At 36.3% G+C, this 19889-nt stretch carries 19 protein-coding genes; 17 read left to right on the top strand and 2 right to left on the bottom strand.

The window, feature by feature from the left end:
- Positions 1 to 10 precede the first annotated feature (10 nt).
- The 9 genes from GHD00_RS00855 to melA all read left to right on the top strand — a co-directional run bounded on the left by GHD00_RS00855 (position 11) and on the right by melA (position 11969).
- On the top strand, positions 11 to 1180 hold the full coding sequence (locus GHD00_RS00855; protein ID WP_163536202.1) for a HEAT repeat domain-containing protein: 1170 nt from the start codon (positions 11 to 13) through the stop codon (positions 1178 to 1180).
- Positions 1181 to 1196: 16 nt separating this feature from the next.
- Positions 1197 to 2624 (top strand): glycosyltransferase family 2 protein, encoded by a 1428-nt coding sequence (locus tag GHD00_RS00850; RefSeq protein ID WP_205600687.1) that lies wholly within the window; start codon positions 1197 to 1199, stop codon positions 2622 to 2624.
- Positions 2625 to 2651: 27 nt separating this feature from the next.
- Positions 2652 to 3470 (top strand): response regulator transcription factor, encoded by an 819-nt coding sequence (locus GHD00_RS00845; RefSeq protein WP_163536201.1) that lies wholly within the window; start codon positions 2652 to 2654, stop codon positions 3468 to 3470.
- 37 nt (positions 3471 to 3507) lie between these two features.
- Complete coding sequence (locus GHD00_RS00840) at positions 3508 to 4866, top strand: nucleotide sugar dehydrogenase (protein WP_163536200.1); 1359 nt, start codon at positions 3508 to 3510, stop codon at positions 4864 to 4866.
- A 410-nt stretch (positions 4867 to 5276) separates the two neighbouring features.
- Positions 5277 to 7109, top strand: coding sequence for a glutamine--fructose-6-phosphate transaminase (isomerizing) (gene glmS, locus GHD00_RS00835; protein ID WP_163536199.1), 1833 nt, complete (start codon positions 5277 to 5279; stop codon positions 7107 to 7109).
- 159 nt (positions 7110 to 7268) lie between these two features.
- Entirely contained in the window at positions 7269 to 8249 is a 981-nt protein-coding gene (locus GHD00_RS00830; RefSeq protein WP_163536198.1) for a sugar phosphate nucleotidyltransferase, read from the top strand.
- Positions 8227 to 9210 (top strand): glycoside hydrolase family protein, encoded by a 984-nt coding sequence (locus GHD00_RS00825; RefSeq protein ID WP_205600686.1) that lies wholly within the window; start codon positions 8227 to 8229, stop codon positions 9208 to 9210. Before GHD00_RS00830 ends, GHD00_RS00825 begins: the two co-directional genes overlap by 23 nt.
- A gap of 329 nt (positions 9211 to 9539) precedes the next feature.
- A complete protein-coding gene (locus tag GHD00_RS00820) occupies positions 9540 to 10382 on the top strand; it encodes an AraC family transcriptional regulator (RefSeq protein WP_163536196.1) in 843 nt (280 codons plus the stop codon).
- Between the two features lie 99 nt (positions 10383 to 10481).
- Positions 10482 to 11969, top strand: coding sequence for an alpha-glucosidase/alpha-galactosidase (melA, locus tag GHD00_RS00815; RefSeq protein WP_163536449.1), 1488 nt, complete (start codon positions 10482 to 10484; stop codon positions 11967 to 11969).
- Positions 11970 to 12171: 202 nt separating this feature from the next.
- Here melA and GHD00_RS00810 read toward each other — a convergent pair whose 3' ends face one another.
- On the bottom strand, positions 12172 to 12330 hold the full coding sequence (locus GHD00_RS00810) for a hypothetical protein (protein WP_163536195.1): 159 nt from the start codon (positions 12328 to 12330) through the stop codon (positions 12172 to 12174).
- 200 nt (positions 12331 to 12530) lie between these two features.
- On the opposite strand from GHD00_RS00810, the gene GHD00_RS00805 reads away from it, so the two are divergent.
- Together GHD00_RS00805 and GHD00_RS00800 are read left to right on the top strand one after the other, a co-directional pair.
- On the top strand, positions 12531 to 12848 hold the full coding sequence (locus GHD00_RS00805) for a hypothetical protein (RefSeq protein WP_163536194.1): 318 nt from the start codon (positions 12531 to 12533) through the stop codon (positions 12846 to 12848).
- 164 nt (positions 12849 to 13012) lie between these two features.
- Positions 13013 to 13807 carry a CPBP family glutamic-type intramembrane protease gene (locus GHD00_RS00800; RefSeq protein WP_163536193.1) on the top strand — a complete coding sequence of 265 codons (795 nt, stop codon included), beginning with the start codon at positions 13013 to 13015 and terminating at the stop codon, positions 13805 to 13807.
- 371 nt (positions 13808 to 14178) lie between these two features.
- Here the strand turns inward: GHD00_RS00800 and GHD00_RS00795 are convergent, their stop codons facing one another.
- Positions 14179 to 15183, bottom strand: coding sequence for a DUF3231 family protein (locus GHD00_RS00795; RefSeq protein WP_163536192.1), 1005 nt, complete (start codon positions 15181 to 15183; stop codon positions 14179 to 14181).
- Between the two features lie 418 nt (positions 15184 to 15601).
- Between GHD00_RS00795 and GHD00_RS00790 the strand changes: the two genes are divergently transcribed.
- From GHD00_RS00790 to GHD00_RS00765, 6 genes are all read left to right on the top strand, one after another.
- Entirely contained in the window at positions 15602 to 15865 is a 264-nt protein-coding gene (locus GHD00_RS00790; RefSeq protein WP_163536191.1) for a hypothetical protein, read from the top strand.
- A 120-nt stretch (positions 15866 to 15985) separates the two neighbouring features.
- A complete protein-coding gene (locus GHD00_RS00785) occupies positions 15986 to 16852 on the top strand; it encodes a hypothetical protein (RefSeq protein WP_163536190.1) in 867 nt (288 codons plus the stop codon).
- A 98-nt stretch (positions 16853 to 16950) separates the two neighbouring features.
- Positions 16951 to 18006: a hypothetical protein gene (locus tag GHD00_RS00780; RefSeq protein ID WP_163536189.1), complete on the top strand. Its 1056-nt coding sequence runs from the start codon at positions 16951 to 16953 to the stop codon at positions 18004 to 18006.
- A 445-nt stretch (positions 18007 to 18451) separates the two neighbouring features.
- The gene (locus tag GHD00_RS00775; protein ID WP_205600685.1) at positions 18452 to 18784 is read left to right on the top strand and encodes a zinc ribbon domain-containing protein; all 333 of its coding nucleotides are present in this window, start codon (positions 18452 to 18454) and stop codon (positions 18782 to 18784) included.
- 54 nt (positions 18785 to 18838) lie between these two features.
- Positions 18839 to 19009 carry a hypothetical protein gene (locus GHD00_RS00770; protein WP_163536188.1) on the top strand — a complete coding sequence of 57 codons (171 nt, stop codon included), beginning with the start codon at positions 18839 to 18841 and terminating at the stop codon, positions 19007 to 19009.
- A 49-nt stretch (positions 19010 to 19058) separates the two neighbouring features.
- On the top strand, positions 19059 to 19877 hold the full coding sequence (locus tag GHD00_RS00765; RefSeq protein WP_163536187.1) for a hypothetical protein: 819 nt from the start codon (positions 19059 to 19061) through the stop codon (positions 19875 to 19877).
- The last annotated feature ends 12 nt before the right edge of the window (positions 19878 to 19889 follow it).

Genomic DNA, 19889 nt, shown 5'->3' with positions numbered 1-19889 from the left:
GGGATAAACTTTGTTTATAAATTTGCAAGCTGCTTACTGGGTGATAGGTATTTTACTCGTTCTTATGATCATCCTAGCAACACTTACGTTAAGTATGAAAGTGAATAAAAAAAGGTTAGAGAAAAAAGAAAAAAAGTGTTTGTCCGAATTTCGAAGCTATTTTGATTACTTGCAGCTTCAATTAGATAATGCAGACCGTTTGAGGCCACCTGCTAAACCACTGCGGATTTTTGAAAAAAAGGTATTACAAAAAACTTTGTTGCAATGGGTTGATCGTCTGGAGGGAATTCACCGACAGAAACTTCTTACATTGTGTGAAGACATTGGATTAATTTCATACAACAGAAAACGCTTGAAAAGTCCATGGTCGATTATTCGTATAGATGCAGCTTATCACTTAGGCATATTAAGAGATAGTGAATCCACATCTGAATTATTGTCCATGTTGCATCAAAAAAAGTTTGAAGCTTCTATTTATATCATTGCACGGTCCATTGCACAAACATCTAAAGATGTAAATGAAATAAAAAGTCTCATTCAATACCTTGTGGAGAATGGAAAACAAAACAGTCACTTAATTGCAGATATATCAAAAGAATCGTATTTAGATTTAAGGTCCGTGTATGTTGATTTTCTGTATGAAAGCCAATTGGAACTTGTGAAAGTTGGGCTAATCGGTTTGCAAGATCAGGTTGATTACCATTTATCAGAAGATATTCATTCCTTTTTACATTCGAAGGATAAGGAAATAAGAATTCTTACTGCTAAACTTCTTACATCCTCAATGGCTCTTACCAAGAGAGATGTTCAAGCCTATTTGCAGTTTCCTGATTGGGAGGTTCGTCAGCTTTTTGCTGAGTGGATCGGCAATTCAGAACTAAAACAATACGCTGAATACTTAAGAGAGGGGGTGCAGGATCTTAATTGGATGGTTTCCCGATCTAGTGCTAAAAGCCTTATGCAGCTAGGGACTAGAGGTTTTGAAATTCTCTGTGAATTAGCTTCTGGTAACGATGGGGATCGTGGAAGAGAAGTAGCTAACGAGTTTATGGAAGAAGAATTAAAACAATCCATTCATCGTTTTTCAAACTTAGCTGATATCACGGAATATAACCAAAAAGTATATATCTATCAAAAGTATTTTGGAAAAAGCCATGATTATTTAATCAAAGCTACATAGAAAGGAGGAGAAAAACTTGAGAGAGATATTACTAGCTTACGGAATTTTTGCTATGTATTACGTTATTACCATTAACACGATTTATTTTGGGATTATTATGTTCTCTTTCAAGAGAATCACTGGAATTATAAAGGAAACCTTTTATTCCAAGTATGAACCTTTATCAGGCTCTAAACATGTACCACCCATTTCCATACTTGTTCCAGCTTTTAACGAGGAATTGACGGTTAAAGAAAATGTTCGTTCTTTGTTAGCTTTACATTATCCAACTCACGAAGTCATTGTGGTCAATGATGGTTCCAGCGACGATACGGTGGGGGTTTTAATTGACGAATTTCAACTGAAATATTACAAGCCTACTTTTATAAAAGATACCATACCCACAGCAAAAGTGAAGGGGATTTACTACAATCCGGAATTTCCTAATCTGTATTTAGTAGATAAAGAAAATGGAGGGAAAGCGGATGCTTTAAATGCCGGAATTAACTTATCCCATTATCCGCTTGTTTCTTCCATTGATGCCGATTCTCTGTTAGAGAGTGATGCACTTATTCGAATTGCTAGGAAATACATGGAAAATCCTGAGGAATACGTAGCCATTGGTGGTAATGTTCGAATTGCAAATGGCTGTGAGATTTCTGACGGGATGGTTAAGAAAGTGAACCTGCCCAAGAAACTGTTGCCAATGATGCAAACTGTTGAATATATAAAGGCATTCCTTGGGGGGAGAATAGGCTGGAGTGACATTAATGGATTGATTATTGTATCTGGTGCATTCGGTGTATTTAAGAAAGAATATATTATTAAGGTTGGAGGATACCGCGGAGGTTATCCGGGCGAGGATATGAATATTATTATCAAACTACATCGTTATATGTTAGATAACAAACTTCCTTATAAAGTGGACTTTTGTCCGGATGCTGTCTGTTGGACGCAAGCACCTGATACTTTCAAGATCCTCGGTAGTCAACGGAAGCGATGGGGCAGAGGGAATTTAAAAAACATGCTGGAAGAAGGGATGTATATGTTCATGCGTCCCAGATACAAAATCATGGGTTGGCTGACCATCCCATATAATATTATTTTTGAAACATTAAGTCCTTATTTTAGAATAACTGGTTTTCTAGCACTGGTAGGTTATAGCTTGTTAGATATGTCAGGATGGGAAATAATAGCAACATTTATGCTTATTAATGTATTGTACGGAACATTGCTTGGGATAGGGTCTTTATTAATCGAAGAAATGGCATTCCAACGATATCCAAGAATTAGAGACTATTTCAAAATGGTTTTATACACCGTTCTAATGTTCTTTGGTTACCGACAGCTTGGTATTTTGTGGAGGTTCCTTGGTCACATTGATTTTATGCGCAAGAACAATACTTGGGGAACCATGACAAGGACTAGTTGGAATGACAGTAATGAAAATAAACAATCTGCTTAAAACCATATTTCAAGGAGGAGTTAGAAAATGAGTAAAGCACCAATAGATTCTAATATTTTAAAATCTTTTCATCACTTTCTTCATTATTATCAAGCAAGTCAGTTAACATGTGGCGTGATTGTAGCACATGCAGACCTCGATCAATCAAAATTAAGTAAGTTAAAAGCCTATTTAGAAAAAGAAGAGCCAGATACTGCTTTTCAAATCAACTATGATGCACAATTGGGTATTCTAGGTCTATTATTAGATGATTGTAATCTAGCTTATACTCACTTTTACGCATTGTATGTAAAAGAATTCTTAGAACAACACAATCGATTGACAGGATTCCTATTAGTGGGCAGCTTTCCTGAAAACAGTAATGATGCTGAACAAATGCTTATGAATATGATGAAGGAAATGACAGAAAGCAATAGCGACGCCAAAGAAATTAAAGTGTTTGAAAATATAACCAAAAAGACAGCAGAAACTCGCTCCATCCTTATTGTCGATCCAGATGTTAGCGTCCGCCAGCTATTGAAAAATTACTTGGAGAGTAAAGAATATATTGTCCATACTGCAAAAAACGGAAAGGATGGTCTAGATCAATATAAGAAACTTCTGCCGGATCTCGTCATTACGGAAATTAATCTGTCAGCTATAGCTGGATACCAATTTATTAATGAACTAAAAAAGATTGACGAACAATCGAATCGTCACTCCGAAATAATCGTGTTAACCAATAAGCAGATGGAACAAGATATTAAGCGAACGTTTGAATTTGGGGTAGCAGAATACATTACGAAGTCATTTTCACTCATTGAACTCGAAGCACGTATCAAACGACTCGTTAAAGTAATGGGATAATCCAATTTAAATTCTATGAAAAGAGAGGGATATCAATATGGGTTTTTATGAACAGTTAAGTCAAAAGATTGAGATGAAGAAAGCTAGCATTGGGGTAATAGGTATGGGATATGTCGGGCTCCCACTTGCTGTTGAGATGGTGAAAGCAGGATTTACCGTATGTGGAATAGATTTAAATGAAGAAAAAATTCACTCCTTAGCGAATGGGAAGTCTTACATTAATGATATTTCAGATCAAGATTTGCAAGAATGCTTAGATACCAACCGTTTCTTTCCAACTAATGAGTATGAAATGGTGAAGGAACTAGATGCTATAAGCATTTGCGTTCCAACTCCACTTAGTGAAAATCAGGATCCAGATACTTCATACATTACCAGTGTAATAGAAAGTATTAAACCGTATATGAAGAAAGGAATGCTTGTTACCTTAGAAAGTACCACTTATCCAGGAACAACCGATGAGTTAATCCTAAAAGAATTCCATCGAATGGGTTATGAACCTGGAAATGATATTTTCCTTTGCTACTCACCAGAGAGAGTAGACCCAGGTAATGAGTCATTCCATACGAATAATGTACCTAAAGTAATGGGCGGAATAACAGAAAACTGCAATAAAGTTGGTAAGCTGCTTTATAGCAATTATATCGAAAATGTTGTACCAGTATCCTCCCCGAAAGTGGCTGAGATGTCCAAGCTGTTAGAAAACACGTTCCGTAGTATCAATATCGCATTCGTGAACGAAATGGCTTTAATGTGTGAGCGAATGGACATAGATGTGTGGGAGGTGATTGATGCGGCAGCAACGAAGCCTTTTGGTTTTATGAAGTTCCAACCTGGCCCAGGAATCGGCGGCCACTGCATTCCACTTGACCCTATGTATCTATCATGGAAAGCAAAAGGTTTTCGTTTCTATAGTAAATTCATCGATTTAGCTCAATCAATTAATAATAATATGCCTGATGTTGTCGTTGGCAAAACATCCCAAGTATTGAATATCTACGGTAAATCTATCAATAGCTCTAAGATACTTATTTTAGGCATGGCATATAAACCTAATATTAGCGATTTGCGTGAATCTCCAGGGTTATATCTGTATGAATTGTATAAAGAACACGGGGCGAACGTGGACTATTATGATCCACATGCTCATAGCTTCATTGATGATGATGGCTTTATCGTAGATTCTATCTCATACAGCGCAGAAGAGTTGAAGCAGTATGATTGCATGGTGTTAGTGACGAATCATAGTGATTTCGATTATGATGAGCTTGCTAATCTAGATATTCCAATTGTCGATACACGAAATGCCTTTAAGGATTACCATCAACCACACATTCACAAGCTGGGTACAACATCAAAAGTAAATAAAAAACACCAAGAATCCATTGCATTGTAAAGAAAACTCGGCGATTGACGAGCCTATGGCGAAGTCAGAGCCGTAGTTGCGCTTATCTATCAACTTTATCGTGTAAACAACGTCGAATCACTTCAGCGGAACACGATACTAATGATGATAGGGTAAAGAAAACTCGGCGATTGACGAGCCTATGGCGAAGTCAGAGCCGTAGTTGCGCTTATCTATCAACTTTATCGTGTAAACAACGTCGAATCACTTCAGCGGAACACGATACTAATGATGATAGGGTAAATAAAACTCGGCGATTGACGAGCCTATGGCGAAGTCAGAGCGTAGTTGCGCTTATCTATCAACTTTATCGTGTAAACAACGTCGAATCACTTCAGCGGAACATGATACTAATGATGATAGGGTAAATAAAACTATAATTGTAAGGGAGAGGAAATAATATGTGCGGAATCATTGGTTATATCGGAGAAAAAGACACACAACAGGTATTAACGACAGGACTAAGAAAATTAGAGTATCGCGGGTATGATTCAGTAGGAATCGCAGTATTTAACGGTGAGTCCGTTCAAGTCCAGAAGTCCAAAGGAAGACTAGAAGAATTACAACAAAAACTAGATCAGACACCACTTTTAGGCAGTATAGGAATCGGTCATACACGTTGGGCTACTCACGGGGAACCTTCCAACGAAAACTCTCATCCTCATACAGATGCGAACAAAGAATTTGCGATTGTTCATAATGGCATTATCGAAAATTATTTAGAGATTAAACGAGAGCTTATAGAAGAGGGATATACGTTTCAATCTGAAACCGACTCAGAGGTTATTTCCCACTTATTCTCCTTTTTTTATAACGGAGATATGGTTTCCACCATCCAACGGGTCGTGAAACGATTGGATGGGGCTTACGCATTGGGAGTTGTTTCTGAGCATGAACCAGACCGCCTTTATGCGGTAAGAGAAGCAAGTCCTCTCATTATCGGAGCAGGAGAAGGAGAAGCATTGATAAGCTCAGATATTCCAGCTGTTCTTGAACATACACGTGACATTTACATTTTAGAAGATGGAGAAATGGCTATTTTAACAAAAGAAGATGTGACACTTCTGGAAACCGAGACAGGAATAGAATTAAACCGTGATCTATTCCGTCCAGACTGGGATATGGAGCAAGCGGAGAAAAATGGTTATGATCATTTTATGTTGAAAGAAATTCATGAACAGCCAACAGCATTACAAAAAACGATGGCAGGAAGATTCAATAAGGATAAGGTATCGGTAGAATTTGACGAATTACAGTGGTCCGATCAACAAGTGAAACAATGGGATAAAATCACCATCGTAGCTTGTGGAACAGCTTACCACGCTGGTTTAATCGGGAAGCATGTTATTGAGGAATTAACTCGAATTCCGGTAGATGTAGAGGTAGCTTCTGAGTTTCGTTATCGTCGCCCAATTGTTAATGAGAAGACACTAGTCATTGTCGTTAGTCAATCAGGAGAAACTGCTGATACTTTGGCAGCACTACGTCAAAGTAAACATCTAGGGGCCCATGTTCTTGCTATTACAAATGTGGTCGGAAGCTCGATTGCCCGTGAAGCAGATGAAGTAATCTTGACAATGGCAGGACCAGAAATTGCAGTTGCTTCTACGAAAGCTTATACCACACAAGTTCTGACCTTTTATTTGTTAGGTATTTACCTTGCTGATAGAAAACAAACTATTTCCAATGACTATCACGAACAGTTGCTTCAATCTATTGCTGAGATTCCAAATAAGATTGAAGAAATTCTAACCCATTCGAACAGCATTCGTTGGTATAGTGAATCCATCAAGGATGCTAATAGTGTATTCTTTATTGGAAGAGGTTTGGATTATCCAGTTTCTCTGGAAGGGTCTTTAAAGCTGAAAGAAATTTCCTATATTCATTCGGAAGCTTATGCAGCTGGAGAGCTGAAGCACGGAACCCTTGCTTTAATTGAAGAAGGAACTCCAATCATAGCCCTTATTACTCAGGATGAAGTCAGTGAGAAGATGTTAGGAAATATTAAAGAAGTAAAAGCACGTGGTGCTCAAGTACTCGGGGTTGCTGGTGAAGGAAAAATGGATATATGGGAATATGTAGATGAATGCTGCTACATTCCTAATTCCTTGTCTATCTTGACTCCATTGTTGACGGTTATCCCGTTACAATTAATCTCTTATTATACATCCCTAGCTCTTGGAAACGATGTGGATAAGCCGCGAAACCTTGCCAAAAGTGTCACCGTTGAATAGACTATTTCACTTAGAAAAAAGACTTTAGATGAATAGAATCATTGATGTTAGAGTGAGGAACAAACCTAGAACTCGATGAACAAATGATGGTGGAGACGGGTGAATGAAGACCTTCCTCCATCATCCATCTATCGATGATGAAGAATGGGGGACAAAAAAATGAATCAAACATTTGCTGTTGTATTAGCCGCTGGAAAAGGTACAAGAATGAAATCAGATTTACCAAAGGTTCTTCACGATGTTTGTGGTAAACCGATGGTACAGCACGTGATTGATCAATTGCAGCGTATTTCGATGGATCGAATCATTACCGTTATAGGTCATCAATCAGAAATGATCAAACAACACTTAGGACCATCTTTAGAATATGCATACCAAGAGGAGCAGCTAGGTACTGCACATGCAGTAAAAATGTGCCATGAACAACTTGCCGATCAACAAGGATCAACGCTGATTATTACGGGAGATACTCCATTAATCACAGAAAAAACCTTAAGAAAATGTCTGGAACATCACAGAACGACGAACGCAGCTGCTACCATTTTAACGATGCTTCCGGAAGATCCTTCGGGATATGGCCGCATCATTCGAGATGAGAAGGGACAAGTATTACGGATCGTAGAGCATAAAGATGCGTCTGAAAAAGAGCGAGAAGTACGTGAAGTGAACTCTGGTATCTTTTGTTTTGATAATAAGTTGTTATTTAGGGCGCTCGAACAAGTATCTACTAACAACCAGCAACAGGAATATTATTTACCTGACGTCATTGAGATCTTAAAGCATCAAGGTGAAAAAATATCTGCTACGAGCGTATATGACATTGAAGAAGGATTAGGGATTAATAATCCAGAGCAACTAGCACACGCAAAGGACATTTTGCAAAAGCGGATTATCGAGTACCATACGAGCAATGGTGTTACCGTTATGGAACCTTCTTCTACTTATATCGAAGCGGAGGTTAAAATAGGCAAGAACACGGTGATTGAACCTCGTACTGAATTAAAAGGGAACACGAAAATAGGAGATAATTGCATTGTCGGACCTGATATAAGGCTTTGGAATTATACTTCAATCAATATTCAAAAACAGCAAGATTCCTCTAAAACGGATGACAAAAGTGTCATGTCTTATGTTAAATAACGATAAGAAACAAAGACCTTTCAAAAAAGAAGGGTCTTTGTTTGAGAAGAGTGTCTTTTCTTTATTTTTTACGATGAAAGGATGCTTAGCCATCATCACTGTGTTGATCATCCTGCTATCAATAGGAGTTTATTTCAACCAGAAAAGTTATGAGAAAGTGACATGGATCTGGGATCTTGAGGAATTGAATGAAAGTGATGAGGATCTTATTTCATTTGCCAAAAAACAAGGCGTAAATTTAGTTTATTTACATGTCAGCTTAGAGGAATTTGAAAAAGAAAAGGTTCAATCATTTATCGAAAAAGCTGCTGAGGAAGAAATTAAAGTGTATGCACTTGGCGGTGATCCATACTGGGCCTTAACGAAAAATCAGGATAGTTTAGATGAATTTGTTTCCATTGTCAAGAATTATAATCGTCAGGTTTCAGAAGAGGAGAGGTTCCAGGGGATTCATGTCGATATTGAGCCCTATCTATTACCAAAGTGGAAGAGTGATCAGGAGGATGTTATTAACCAGTGGCTGGATAATATGAACCATCTTACGAAACAGGTTAAATCTGATGTAGAACTGAACATAAGTGGAGATTTCCCGTTTTGGATTTACAAAGTTCAAATACCAGGGGAAGATAGGAATGTTGGTGAATGGATGATCTCAAAGCTAGATTCCATCACGATTATGGCTTATCGAGATTTTGCAGAGGGTAAGAATGGGATTAAATCTATTTCATCTCCTCTTATTGAACAAGCCGCTAACCATAACAAATCGGTTGTTATTGGTGTGAATGTTATCAAAACAAATGAAGGTAGTCATACTACTTTTTATGATACTCCTCCTAGCGTAATGAAGCAGGAATTGAATCAACTGGAAAATCATTTTGCAGGTCATCCAGGTTTTGGAGGAATTGCTGTCCATGACTACCGTTCTTGGAAGTCAAATGTTCATAATAGAATATACGAATAAAAGAGTATGTCGATTTTGGAGTAAAGCCGTTTCCTTTTAAGAGAAAGGAAACGGTTTTTTATAATTAGATAAGAAAGCATAAAATTTGTTCCTAACATCCATAAAACTGCGACGTAATTTAACGTCATTCCCGAGAAGGATTTGAGCGAGCAGGCACGGACAAAGGAGCATATTATATACTGCCAGAATTGGAAGTGGCGAGAAAAAGCTAAATAGTGGCTCGAAAAGCACCTTTTCTTATCTCTAGATAAAAATAAAAAAAGAACGGTCCTCATAACTAGTTTATTCACCTGATTTTTCATATTATATAAGTAGGGGGTGTTGTTCTAATGGAGTCTAAGACTTTTCCTGAGCCAGTCAAGTATTATTATAAAGAGTGGAAGTCTCATGATATGCTTTTACATCAACATCTTGCGTTAGAAATTATGTATGTGATTAGAGGAAAATGTAAGATTGAAATGGAGGATAAAATGGTGGAATTGCGCAAAGGTCAATATATTTTTATACATAGCCAGGTGCCGCATCGATTAATAGTAGATAAGGATTCTCCTAGTCGAATGTTAAATATTGAATTTGTGTGGAAGGAAGACACGAATCATTTTACTAATATGCAAACTTTAATGAAGTATGATAAGCGGCTAGAGGAGATGTTTTCAGCAAAGGAAACCTATTTTGTATTACGAGATGTAGACCATGTTTATTATCATTTGCGGTCGCTTGTCTTAGAGTTGGACCATAGAGTGCCAGGGAATGAGCTGATGATTGATAATTTGTTTATTCAACTATTGACGTTAGTTGCTAAAAATAGAGAAGATCAAATGAATCAGTCGTCGGACGAAAATGAGTATTATATTAATCAGGTACTGACTTATATTCATGAGAACTATGACTATGAATTGAAAGTAGAGGAATTAGCAGCGATTGTCCATCTTCATCCGAGTTATTTACATCGAATATTTAAGCAATCAATGAAGATAACGATTCAAGCATATATCACGAAGGTGAGAATGGAAAAAGCGAAAATGTTATTAGCGAAAACGGAAATCCCTGTTACGGAAATATCTAATTATGTTGGCATGAATACGAGTCAATATTTTAGCAATGTATTTAAAAGAATTTCGGGATTGACTCCTTCGCAATACCGCCAACATTTTCAGGATGTGAGAGGTTAGGATTTTATACATGATTTTCAATGTGGATTAGAATTTTGAAAGCGATAACACGTGTGGGGTGGTATATTTAGGTTACGAAGAATCAAGGAGGGAATAGCCATTACGTTTAAAATTGCTTTTATCGGTGCAGGGAGTATTGGTTTTACGAGGGGATTGTTAAGAGATATCTTATCGGTTCCAGCATTTCAAGATATTGAAGTAGCGTTTACGGACATTAGCCAAAAAAATTTAGACATGGTCACACAGCTATGTCAGCGGGATATCAAAGAAAATGGCTTAGATATTACAATACATGCAACCACTGATCGAAGGGCAGCTTTAGTCGATGCCAAATATGTCTTTAATGTTGTTCGTATTGGCGGATTGGAGGCTTTTAAGCATGATATTGAAATTCCGTTGAAATACGGTGTGGATCAATGTGTTGGTGATACATTAAGTGCTGGCGGGATTATGTATGGACAGCGCGGAATTGCGGAAATGTTAGAAATTTGTAAAGATATTCGCGAGGAAGCGGATCCAGATGTGCTTCTGCTGAATTATGCCAATCCAATGGCGATGATGACTTGGGCATGTCAGAAATATGGTCGTGTCAATACAGTAGGACTATGCCATGGGGTGCAAAATGGTCATAAGCAAATTGCTAATGTATTAGGCAAAGAAAAGGAAGAAGTCGATATTATTTGTGCAGGGATCAACCACCAAACTTGGTATGTAGAAGCGAAGACAAATGGTGTTGATCGAACTGGAGATTTATTGGAAGCATTTGAAGAGCATCCAACCTATAAAGACGAAGAAAAAGTGCGTATCGATATGTTGAGGCGCTTCGGGTATTTCAGTACGGAATCAAATGGGCATTTAAGTGAATATGTGCCATGGTATCGTAAACGGCCTGAAGAGATTCATGAATGGATTGACCTCAGCAGATGGATCAATGGGGAAACAGGTGGTTACTTAAGAGTTTGTACAGAAGGAAGAAATTGGTTTGAAACTGATTTTCCTAATTGGTTAAAGGAGCCAGCGTTTGAGTATAAAGAAGAGAATAGAGGTCAAGAACATGGCTCTTATATTCTGGAAGGTCTGGAAACGGGAAAAATTTATCGAGGACATTTTAACCGAGTAAATAACGGCATTATCACCAATCTGCCGGATGACGCGATTATTGAAGCACCTGGTTATGTCGATCGGAATGGGATCAACATGCCATATGTTGGAGATTTACCGATGGGACCTGCGGCAGTTTGTAATGTCAGTATTTCGGTTCAACGATTAGCAGTAGAAGCAGCGGTACATGGCGATGATTATTTGCTAAGACAAGCGATGATGATGGATCCATTAGTTGGTGCTGTATGCAATCCAAAAGAAATTTGGCAAATGGTAGATGAAATGTTAGTTGCGCAAAAACAATGGCTAACGCAATATCAAGAAGCCATTGCAAGTGCAGAAGTAAGGCTGCAAACAGAGGAACGTATTCCTACCAAAGACTATCAAGGTGCTGCTAGATTAAAAGTGAAGTCCGTTGAGGAGATGGCCGAAAATCGAGAACAGTCTAAAGCGAACGCAGGAGAAGCGGATAAAGGGGATTTTTAAAAACCTATGGCGTTGAAAATTGCATAAATATTCCCTACTGTTAAAGATATTGGATAAACAAGAAGCAGCTGAAGGAGAAGGCTTAGTACTATTAGGTAGAAGCGAATGTTGTTAGTAGGTCCCATGTGGGGCCTTTTGCTTTCTTAGATGCTTTGAGCAGTTAAAAGGTAAGAAAGCTTCATACCTTCTTACCTTTTTATTTCTAGATCTTATCTTCCGCTTTATCTTCTTGCTTTCGCTCTGGATTCATTTCACCCTTTGCATCTTCTACTACTCTTCTTGCTTTCTTCATATTCTTCTCTTCGTCTTTTGCTCTGTCTAGAATTTGATGAATCTCTTCAGAATTATTATTCTCAGCCACTCATATCACTTCCTTATCTATTCTTTATTTTTTATTGTTTGTAACATACTTGAAAAAATAAGAGGAAAATTTATCAAGCATCTTAAGTGAGAAGTTTTTGGATTAAAAATCTTATGTTATGGTACTGATGGGTATATTAGTTTATGGAAAGTGCGAAAATTATATATCAGTACTAATCATTATCGTTGGAGGATTTTACGTTGAGAATGGATGCTATTATTTTTGTTTTATCTTGTATTATCATATTTGGCGTTATCACGTTATTTGCGTTCAAATATATTAAAAATATGGATTATGCTGAACACAAAAGCGTCTTAATCATTCCTAGTATTGCTTTTGCGATAGCAATTGGCATTGTGATCAGTATTATGGCAAATGGAACCTTTTTAGAGTCATTGGTCGTTATTGGAGTACTCATCCTTTTTTCATTGGGACAATCAATGTATCTGATTAGAATGAGAAAAACACATCAAGCTTCTCGTAAAAAAGGTGACCGTTCCAATAAAACACAAGGATGAAAGAAAGTTTTCTTCATGCTCTATGATACTTAACCTATACTTTCAAAAAGTAGCGTTTCTCTAAGTAATAGAGGAACGTTTTTTTGTTTAAAAAAGAAAATATTTACATTATGATGAAAGATAAGAGAATATAAAATGTCTATAAAGAGAAAGGAGAAGTTTTCATGAAAAGAAAACTGAAATATGTTGTCTATTTTACATTAGTCGCTATCATATCGTATCTCATTTCTATTCCTTATATGTTACAAATGTCAAAGCCTGTCATCGAAAACATAAATCAAATGGGGGTACCAATAACCCCTGCTCAATATGTTTTAGGGAATGGTATTAATATCATTGTCATGGCCATTGTTTTCTCTCTTATTGGGGTGTTATTAGCATCGAAGGTTGGACTAAAATGGGATTGGATCCAATCCTTATTTGATAAGACGAAAAAAACTAAGTGGGATAAACGATATGTATGGTTTTCCATACTGTGGGGGATAGGTTCGACCATTGTTATTTCAATCATGATATCAACCGTATTTTCACAAAAAATACCTCAATTCATTGAAATCAATCAAAACACAGATATGACTTGGTGGGTAGGCATTACTACCGTATTTCAAGGTGGTATATCGGAAGAACTCATTATGAGGTTTGGGCTCATGACTCTGGTAGTATGGATTTTAAGCAGCATTTTTGCACGAACTAGTGATTCAATACCAGCTTGGATTTACTATATATCGATTATCATTGCCGCATTTGCTTTTGCGTTGGGGCATTTACCTTTAGCTCAATCTATATACGGTGGACTAACGTTTTGGGTTGTTACCTTTATTGTATTAGGAAATGGATTTGCCGGGCTTGGATTTGGCTTTTTATATTGGAAAAAAGGCCTTGAATACGCCATAATCTCACACATGACAGCAGATTTGATGCTGCATTTTGTACTTCCATTGCTCACATCTATCTTTTAAAGGAATTCTAAAGAAAGAGGATGTGCAGTCAAAGTGATAATAAGTTTTATTCTTTAGCAAGCATCATACTTATTCCTATTTTATATGTGTTTATAAAATGGATTTTTCCTTTTCTATATTTTCCATGATTTTAAGTCCGCATCTTTTGACAGCTAATCAATACATGGATAGAACCCTTGCTTTTTTCTATACTTTTAAATATAAAAAAGCTACGAGAAGGAGTTTATCTTGTATTAACAGGTACTTATCTTCAAGAAAGAGATTGGAATATTATTTAAGTAAAAGAAATGGGATTTTGTAATAAGATTAAAACCGTAAGGAACTCACCTTATTTTGAATAATGACTTGAACTCTTTTTTAGTATCCTTAGTTTATTTAGAATTTACATCATCATAGTTTGGAATTTGTGGTGGTTGCTCCATCCAACTGTTTTCAATCATAATATCTGCACCATCTTCTGCATAAGTACCAATCTCAGCAAGTAACCTCCCATATTGTAGTGCTAAGTCATGCCTCATACTAACGGACATCGCTAGACCATATTTTCCTATCCCAATTGAAATCATCGAATTAATATGATACATCATTAATTTATCTGAAAATGGCGATTCCTTTGAAGGTAAAACTGTGGCATCAGCCGTCATCGTAGCTGGCAAATCACTTTCTTGAAGAAGAGAACTAAAAATTCCAGTATGTTTTGTTGATATTTTCTTCCCTCGTAAAAAAAATTCACGAACTTGTGATGATTTTGCTACTTGGGCAAAACCAGTGATTAATGTCTTACCCATTTCATTAGTTTTCATATTACCAAAAACATGGGTAGCTTCAACTGCATTAAGTGGTCGTTTCCCACCAAACCAGCCATTTAAATAGTTTTTCTTTTTTACATATTCGACTTCTTGAGGCATTGGCATATATGGAGGTCTTGTAAAAAGCCCTCTAGATAACAAAATTTCTAGTGAATGTTTCATAATTTTTTCTGATTGCATCCAATATTTCTTAAACAGTTCTAGTATGTCGTGACGAGCAGCAAAAGATAAAGCCATTGAATATGCTTCCATACCTGATTTCCCCATATAATACATATATACAAGATGGAAACTTTCTGAAAATAATTGTGGTGCTGATAAATTGACATCATCTTCACTAAAACCATGAGGTATAGGGCATTTTTCGTTATTAAAAATTGACGTGATTTCTATAAGATGCTCCTTTGATACACTTTTTGCAGATTCTAAAACACCTTTGATTTCCACATCTGTTGTGTGCTTTAAATAATAATCAATAACTGGTATTGCCATACTATCATTCATATAGGTTGTCCAAAGTCCTGATAATTCTGCTGATGTAAGTTTTATATCACGTTCTGTTTCCAAAGTTATCATCCTTTTCATGCCAGTTCTATTCATTTTTAATCGTAACGATTTAAAATTTTCTAATTTAGTTATACTTATTATTATTTTATCTAGCAATTTGGTCTCTTGCATTTATTCCCAGAATATCTCTAACTAATTTAGGAACAGTTTATTTGTATTTTAGAACTTATCTTAGCAAGTTGCTTTTCATATCATACCAAAAAATTTCTTTGTTATTCTTTACATACCAATAAATTATTATGTGAAGGTCTTATTCATTTAAGGAGTTTAGAATATTATGTTTCATAACTCCTAATCAGTTCTCTCTATGCATCAATTGATTGGATGTTGTACATACTTTAAGCATACATAGTGTCTAATAGCACAGTTAGTGAATAAGCACTTTTTTAAAAATATGGATCAAAGCGGGGTTGGACATATGGAACTTTCAGGTAAGATTATTTCTGGGCATTTTGATCAGCCAAATAATGAGTTTTCTTTACAAAGAGTGAAACACTTTTATACGGAATCCACACTCAAAAAAAGCCAGATCGACAGTTTGTATGAGTATTTAGATAAACATAAGCATCAAGATGATGGACAGATTATTACGTTATATGATCAACTGCCATTTCATCTAAGCCAGGAAGAAGTCATGGAACTCATAGGAGACCTTAATGAAATAAAGTCTTTGTATCACTAGAAAAGCTCGGATCATAAGCCGAGCTTTTTTTCTTTCTTATACATAATTGCTTGATTTCGCTGTGAAACTTTTAGATAGAAATAGCGACTAATGTATAAAAAGTAAAAGGAGATTGCCATAATGAAATTTCACCCCTTCATTTTCCTATTAATTATTTTACTATTTAGCTGTGGGACAAAAACTTCAGACACAACTACTGAAAATAAATCAAATACACTGATTTACGAAGAAACGAAAGCAGATCTCCAATTTCAAATTCAAGTTAACAAGAAAGCTTTTCATTTAAAAGATGAAATCATCGTAAAAGCACAAGTGCAAAACATCGGGGAGGAAACGATGGAGTACTATGCGGGGAGTTCCACTTGTATTTCGCATTTCAACATTCAGATCATTTCTAAGGAAACAGGCCGTCATATCAAACAAAAGTTATCCGATCAACCGAAAGAATGCACAGATGATATCCATACAGAAAGCTTAATGCCAAAGGAAACCGTGTCAGAAGAAGGAATATTTTTAACGAAAGAACGTGTTCAAACTTCTTTCATCCCTGCTTCTTCAGGAGCTTATGATGTAGTCATTCAGTTTCGCCCAAAGGAGCGTAGTTGGGAAGAAGCAATGGAAGTCCATACACAGATTACAATAGAAGGTACTGAATATGACATGATTTCTATCGAAAAAGCCGAGCAGCTTGCCATCCAGCATAAAGAAGTACAAAAGTGGATGCAAAATCATTCGGGTGAATCCATTGCCAAAATAGAAAGTAATGAATATTTTGTAAAATGGTATGACGGCTGGCACAAAACAAATAAAGAGGAATATAAAAGCATGAAAAACGGGGTGTATCAGGAAGAAAAACAAGTTCAATTTGAAGATGGAAAATGGCATATCCGTTATGTATCAAAACTTGGTTCCTCTCCACATAGAATCGAAATAACGATAGATGCGAAAAGTGCAGACATTTTATCTGTTCAAAAATTTGATAAATAATAGGAGCCTATAAAAAAAGATTTTCCAGGATGGTTTCATTGGGTGTAACGTAGAAATGTTTGGAACGTCTAATGTTATAAAAGAAAGGGGGATTTCTAATGAAGAAATTAGCCTTATTAAGTCTTGTTTTTCTTTTCTTAGTTTCGGCTTGTGGTGAAAATGTAGAGCCAAAAGAAAATGAACAATCCGGAACGAACGAGAATGAGGAGGAAAGCACACCAACGGGCAATCAAATACCTGAAATGACAGAAAGTGACGCGCTTGCATTAATGGAAAGCTATAAAGAAACAGTCGTATCTTTATTTAAGGAATCGGCGGAAGATCATAAAATAGAGTCATTTCAATCGAAAGAAGAAGTTACTCAACATTTTCAAACAGTCATGTCCGCAGATCTAGCAGAGTGGATGACGGACACTTACTTTGAAGAAAAGGAAGATGGTCTTTATGTCATACCGAAGGACGGTCCGACATGGTTAGATACAGAAAAAGCATTTACGGTTGAAACGGTATCAGACAAACACGTGAAGATTATACAGGAAAGAAACAATGAATTAGTAGGTCATGGCATTTTCACTTACCATGCGAAATACCTAGATGAGAAATGGATAGTGGATGAGATCGAATACGAGGAAGTAAGTGAGCAAACAGATAAAAAGGATACTCAACTGACGAGTACTGCAGAAAATGTATTAGATGCTATTGCTAGACAAGATTTTCAGAATTTAGCTAACTATGTTCATCCTGAAAAAGGTGTTCTGTTTTCTCCGTATGTCCATGTAACTGAAGACGCGGTTGTGTTTGAACAAGAGGAAGTTGCATCCTTTTTTGAAAATAACAAGGTGTATACTTGGGGAATATATGACGGAAGCGGCAAAGTCATTGAATTTACTCCAAGTGAATACTATGAAGAGTTTATCTATGATAAAAATTATCTGGAAGAAGCAGATGAAGTTCTCATCAATGAAAGGAAGCAGCGAGGAAACATGGTAAATAATATCGATGAAGTTTTTCCTGATGCAGATGTAGTGGAATTTCATATTCCGCCAGAGGAGTCCGGAGGGATGGATTGGGCTAGTCTCAACCTTGTTTTTGAAAAAATGGATTCGAATGAATGGAAGTTGGTAGCGATTGTTCATGATCAATGGACGATTTAATTTGGATGAAGATGCGTTTCTTCTATTAAGAAGGAACGCATTTATTCTTTTGATTTCTTTGAGGAGCGTTCTAACGGCAGTATAGACCCAAAATTCAGGAGAAACTACGAATAGGAGCGTTTTAACGGCAGTATGGACTCAAAATTCAGGAGAAACTACGAATGGGAGCGTTCTAACGGCAGTATAGACCCAAAATTCAGGAGAAATTACGAATAGGAGCGCTGTAACGGCAGTATAGACCCAAAATTCAGGAGAAATTACGAATAGAAGCGTTCTAATGACAGTGATAAATCAAAATACATAAGAAACTACGAATAAAAGCGTTGTAATGATAGTATTAGATCAAATCTCAGGAAAAGCTACGAATATATGAGACTTATTATCACGAATTGTTGCAAAATTTTTTGAAACTTTTCATAAGTGATTATCGTAATGATACTAATGAATGAATTGGAAAACGGTAAGGGAGTGGCTTAAAATCTATTATAGCAGAGAAGAGTTAGATCGTTTAAGAAAGCAAGGGGAAAAAGATGCTGAAGAAATGGCATTAGACAAAATGTTAGACAAAAATGGCAGGGAGTATAAATCGAATGATATTCAGGTTACATGCATTCATTGTAAGCATGCGAAATTTGGGTTAGGTCAAGCTCAATTAAATACAAGAGGTTTGACTTTTATGGGCTTAGATTGGCTAAATGAATCGGTTCATACTCTAATATGTAAACGCTGCGGTTATATACATTGGTTCAGTGGTGAAGTATCCGAAATAAAGGAATAAAATAGTGAACAATCAGGGTAAGTACAATGATTGTAATAAAAAGGAGTGTTTTTTATGAAGTATTCCTTATACGGCACTATTGGATTGGTTGTCATATTCATTGTTCTCAATTTTTTAAACTATGATGGTTTTGACATAATGATTCATCTATTTGAATGGATCACTCGTTATATATTACCTTGGATAGCATTATTTTGGTTTATACAATTTGTGAAAAAGCAATAAATGAGTTTTTCATGACTAAGCCATAACGAGAAATGGAAGGGTGAATTTAATGATAGATAAAAAGTCTTTACTAACATTTATATTTGCGCTTATGCTAGTTCTAGTAGGTTGCTCTAATGATTTGAAAGAAGAAACAAGTGGAGACAATGGCCCTAATGGAAAGCTTGAACAAACAATATTAGTGCAGAAACGTGTTGATGATTCCAATACCTATGAAAATATGCAAGAAATCGTGCATGCTTCAGATGTGAACAAGGTAACAGATATTTTGGACCAAATAAACTGGGAAAAGGCAGTAGTAGATATGGCAAGACCTGCTGATTTTCAATTTAATAATACAAAGAAAGAAGAAATCTATCAACTTTGGATTAGCCCTAATCAGGAAAAGTTAGAAATTGTCCGGGAACCTGATGGTTATGCTCAACTAACCAAAGAACACTCATCTTTATTATTTGAGGTTATAATTGGAGAGAAATTAGAAACATACCCATCTGTAGATTCAGAAAATAACGAAGCAGCAGAAGAAGAAAGTATTTATCCAAAAGGTGCTTTACAAAAGGTGGATAGTGAATTACTTAGCAATAAGGGAGAATTATTAGCTAGAGTAGAGAAGATTCATGATTATATTGGAATCGAGTATGATGAGAATGAAGTAGAAGAAATCGCTCAAGAACCAAAATATAACGATAAACATTTCACTGTGGAGCAATTTGTTCAGAAAAAGCTTAACGAGAAAATCGAAATAGTTGAAAGAATGGACGAAAAGACAGTGATGGTAGTAACAGAAAATAGTTATGTTTTTAAACTAATGCTTCAATTTAATGAGAAGCATGAGGTTTGGTTAATTAGTGCTGTTGGAGCGCTGTAAAGGTAGTATTTA

The sequence above is a fragment of the Gracilibacillus sp. YIM 98692 genome, assembly GCF_010993965.1.
Lineage (GTDB): Bacteria > Bacillota > Bacilli > Bacillales > Amphibacillaceae > Gracilibacillus.
This window is presented reverse-complemented; position numbering and strand designations above follow the sequence as displayed.

Coding starts and splice junctions, on each gene's coding strand:
- GHD00_RS00845 (WP_163536201.1), top strand. CDS start 2,652: ATGAGTAAAGCACCAATAGATTCTAATATTTTAAAATCTTTTCATCAC.
- GHD00_RS00840 (WP_163536200.1), top strand. CDS start 3,508: ATGGGTTTTTATGAACAGTTAAGTCAAAAGATTGAGATGAAGAAAGCT.
- glmS (WP_163536199.1), top strand. CDS start 5,277: ATGTGCGGAATCATTGGTTATATCGGAGAAAAAGACACACAACAGGTA.
- GHD00_RS00830 (WP_163536198.1), top strand. CDS start 7,269: ATGAATCAAACATTTGCTGTTGTATTAGCCGCTGGAAAAGGTACAAGA.
- GHD00_RS00820 (WP_163536196.1), top strand. CDS start 9,540: ATGGAGTCTAAGACTTTTCCTGAGCCAGTCAAGTATTATTATAAAGAG.
- GHD00_RS00800 (WP_163536193.1), top strand. CDS start 13,013: ATGAAAAGAAAACTGAAATATGTTGTCTATTTTACATTAGTCGCTATC.
- GHD00_RS00790 (WP_163536191.1), top strand. CDS start 15,602: ATGGAACTTTCAGGTAAGATTATTTCTGGGCATTTTGATCAGCCAAAT.
- GHD00_RS00785 (WP_163536190.1), top strand. CDS start 15,986: ATGAAATTTCACCCCTTCATTTTCCTATTAATTATTTTACTATTTAGC.
- GHD00_RS00780 (WP_163536189.1), top strand. CDS start 16,951: ATGAAGAAATTAGCCTTATTAAGTCTTGTTTTTCTTTTCTTAGTTTCG.
- GHD00_RS00775 (WP_205600685.1), top strand. CDS start 18,452: ATGAATTGGAAAACGGTAAGGGAGTGGCTTAAAATCTATTATAGCAGA.
- GHD00_RS00770 (WP_163536188.1), top strand. CDS start 18,839: ATGAAGTATTCCTTATACGGCACTATTGGATTGGTTGTCATATTCATT.
- GHD00_RS00765 (WP_163536187.1), top strand. CDS start 19,059: ATGATAGATAAAAAGTCTTTACTAACATTTATATTTGCGCTTATGCTA.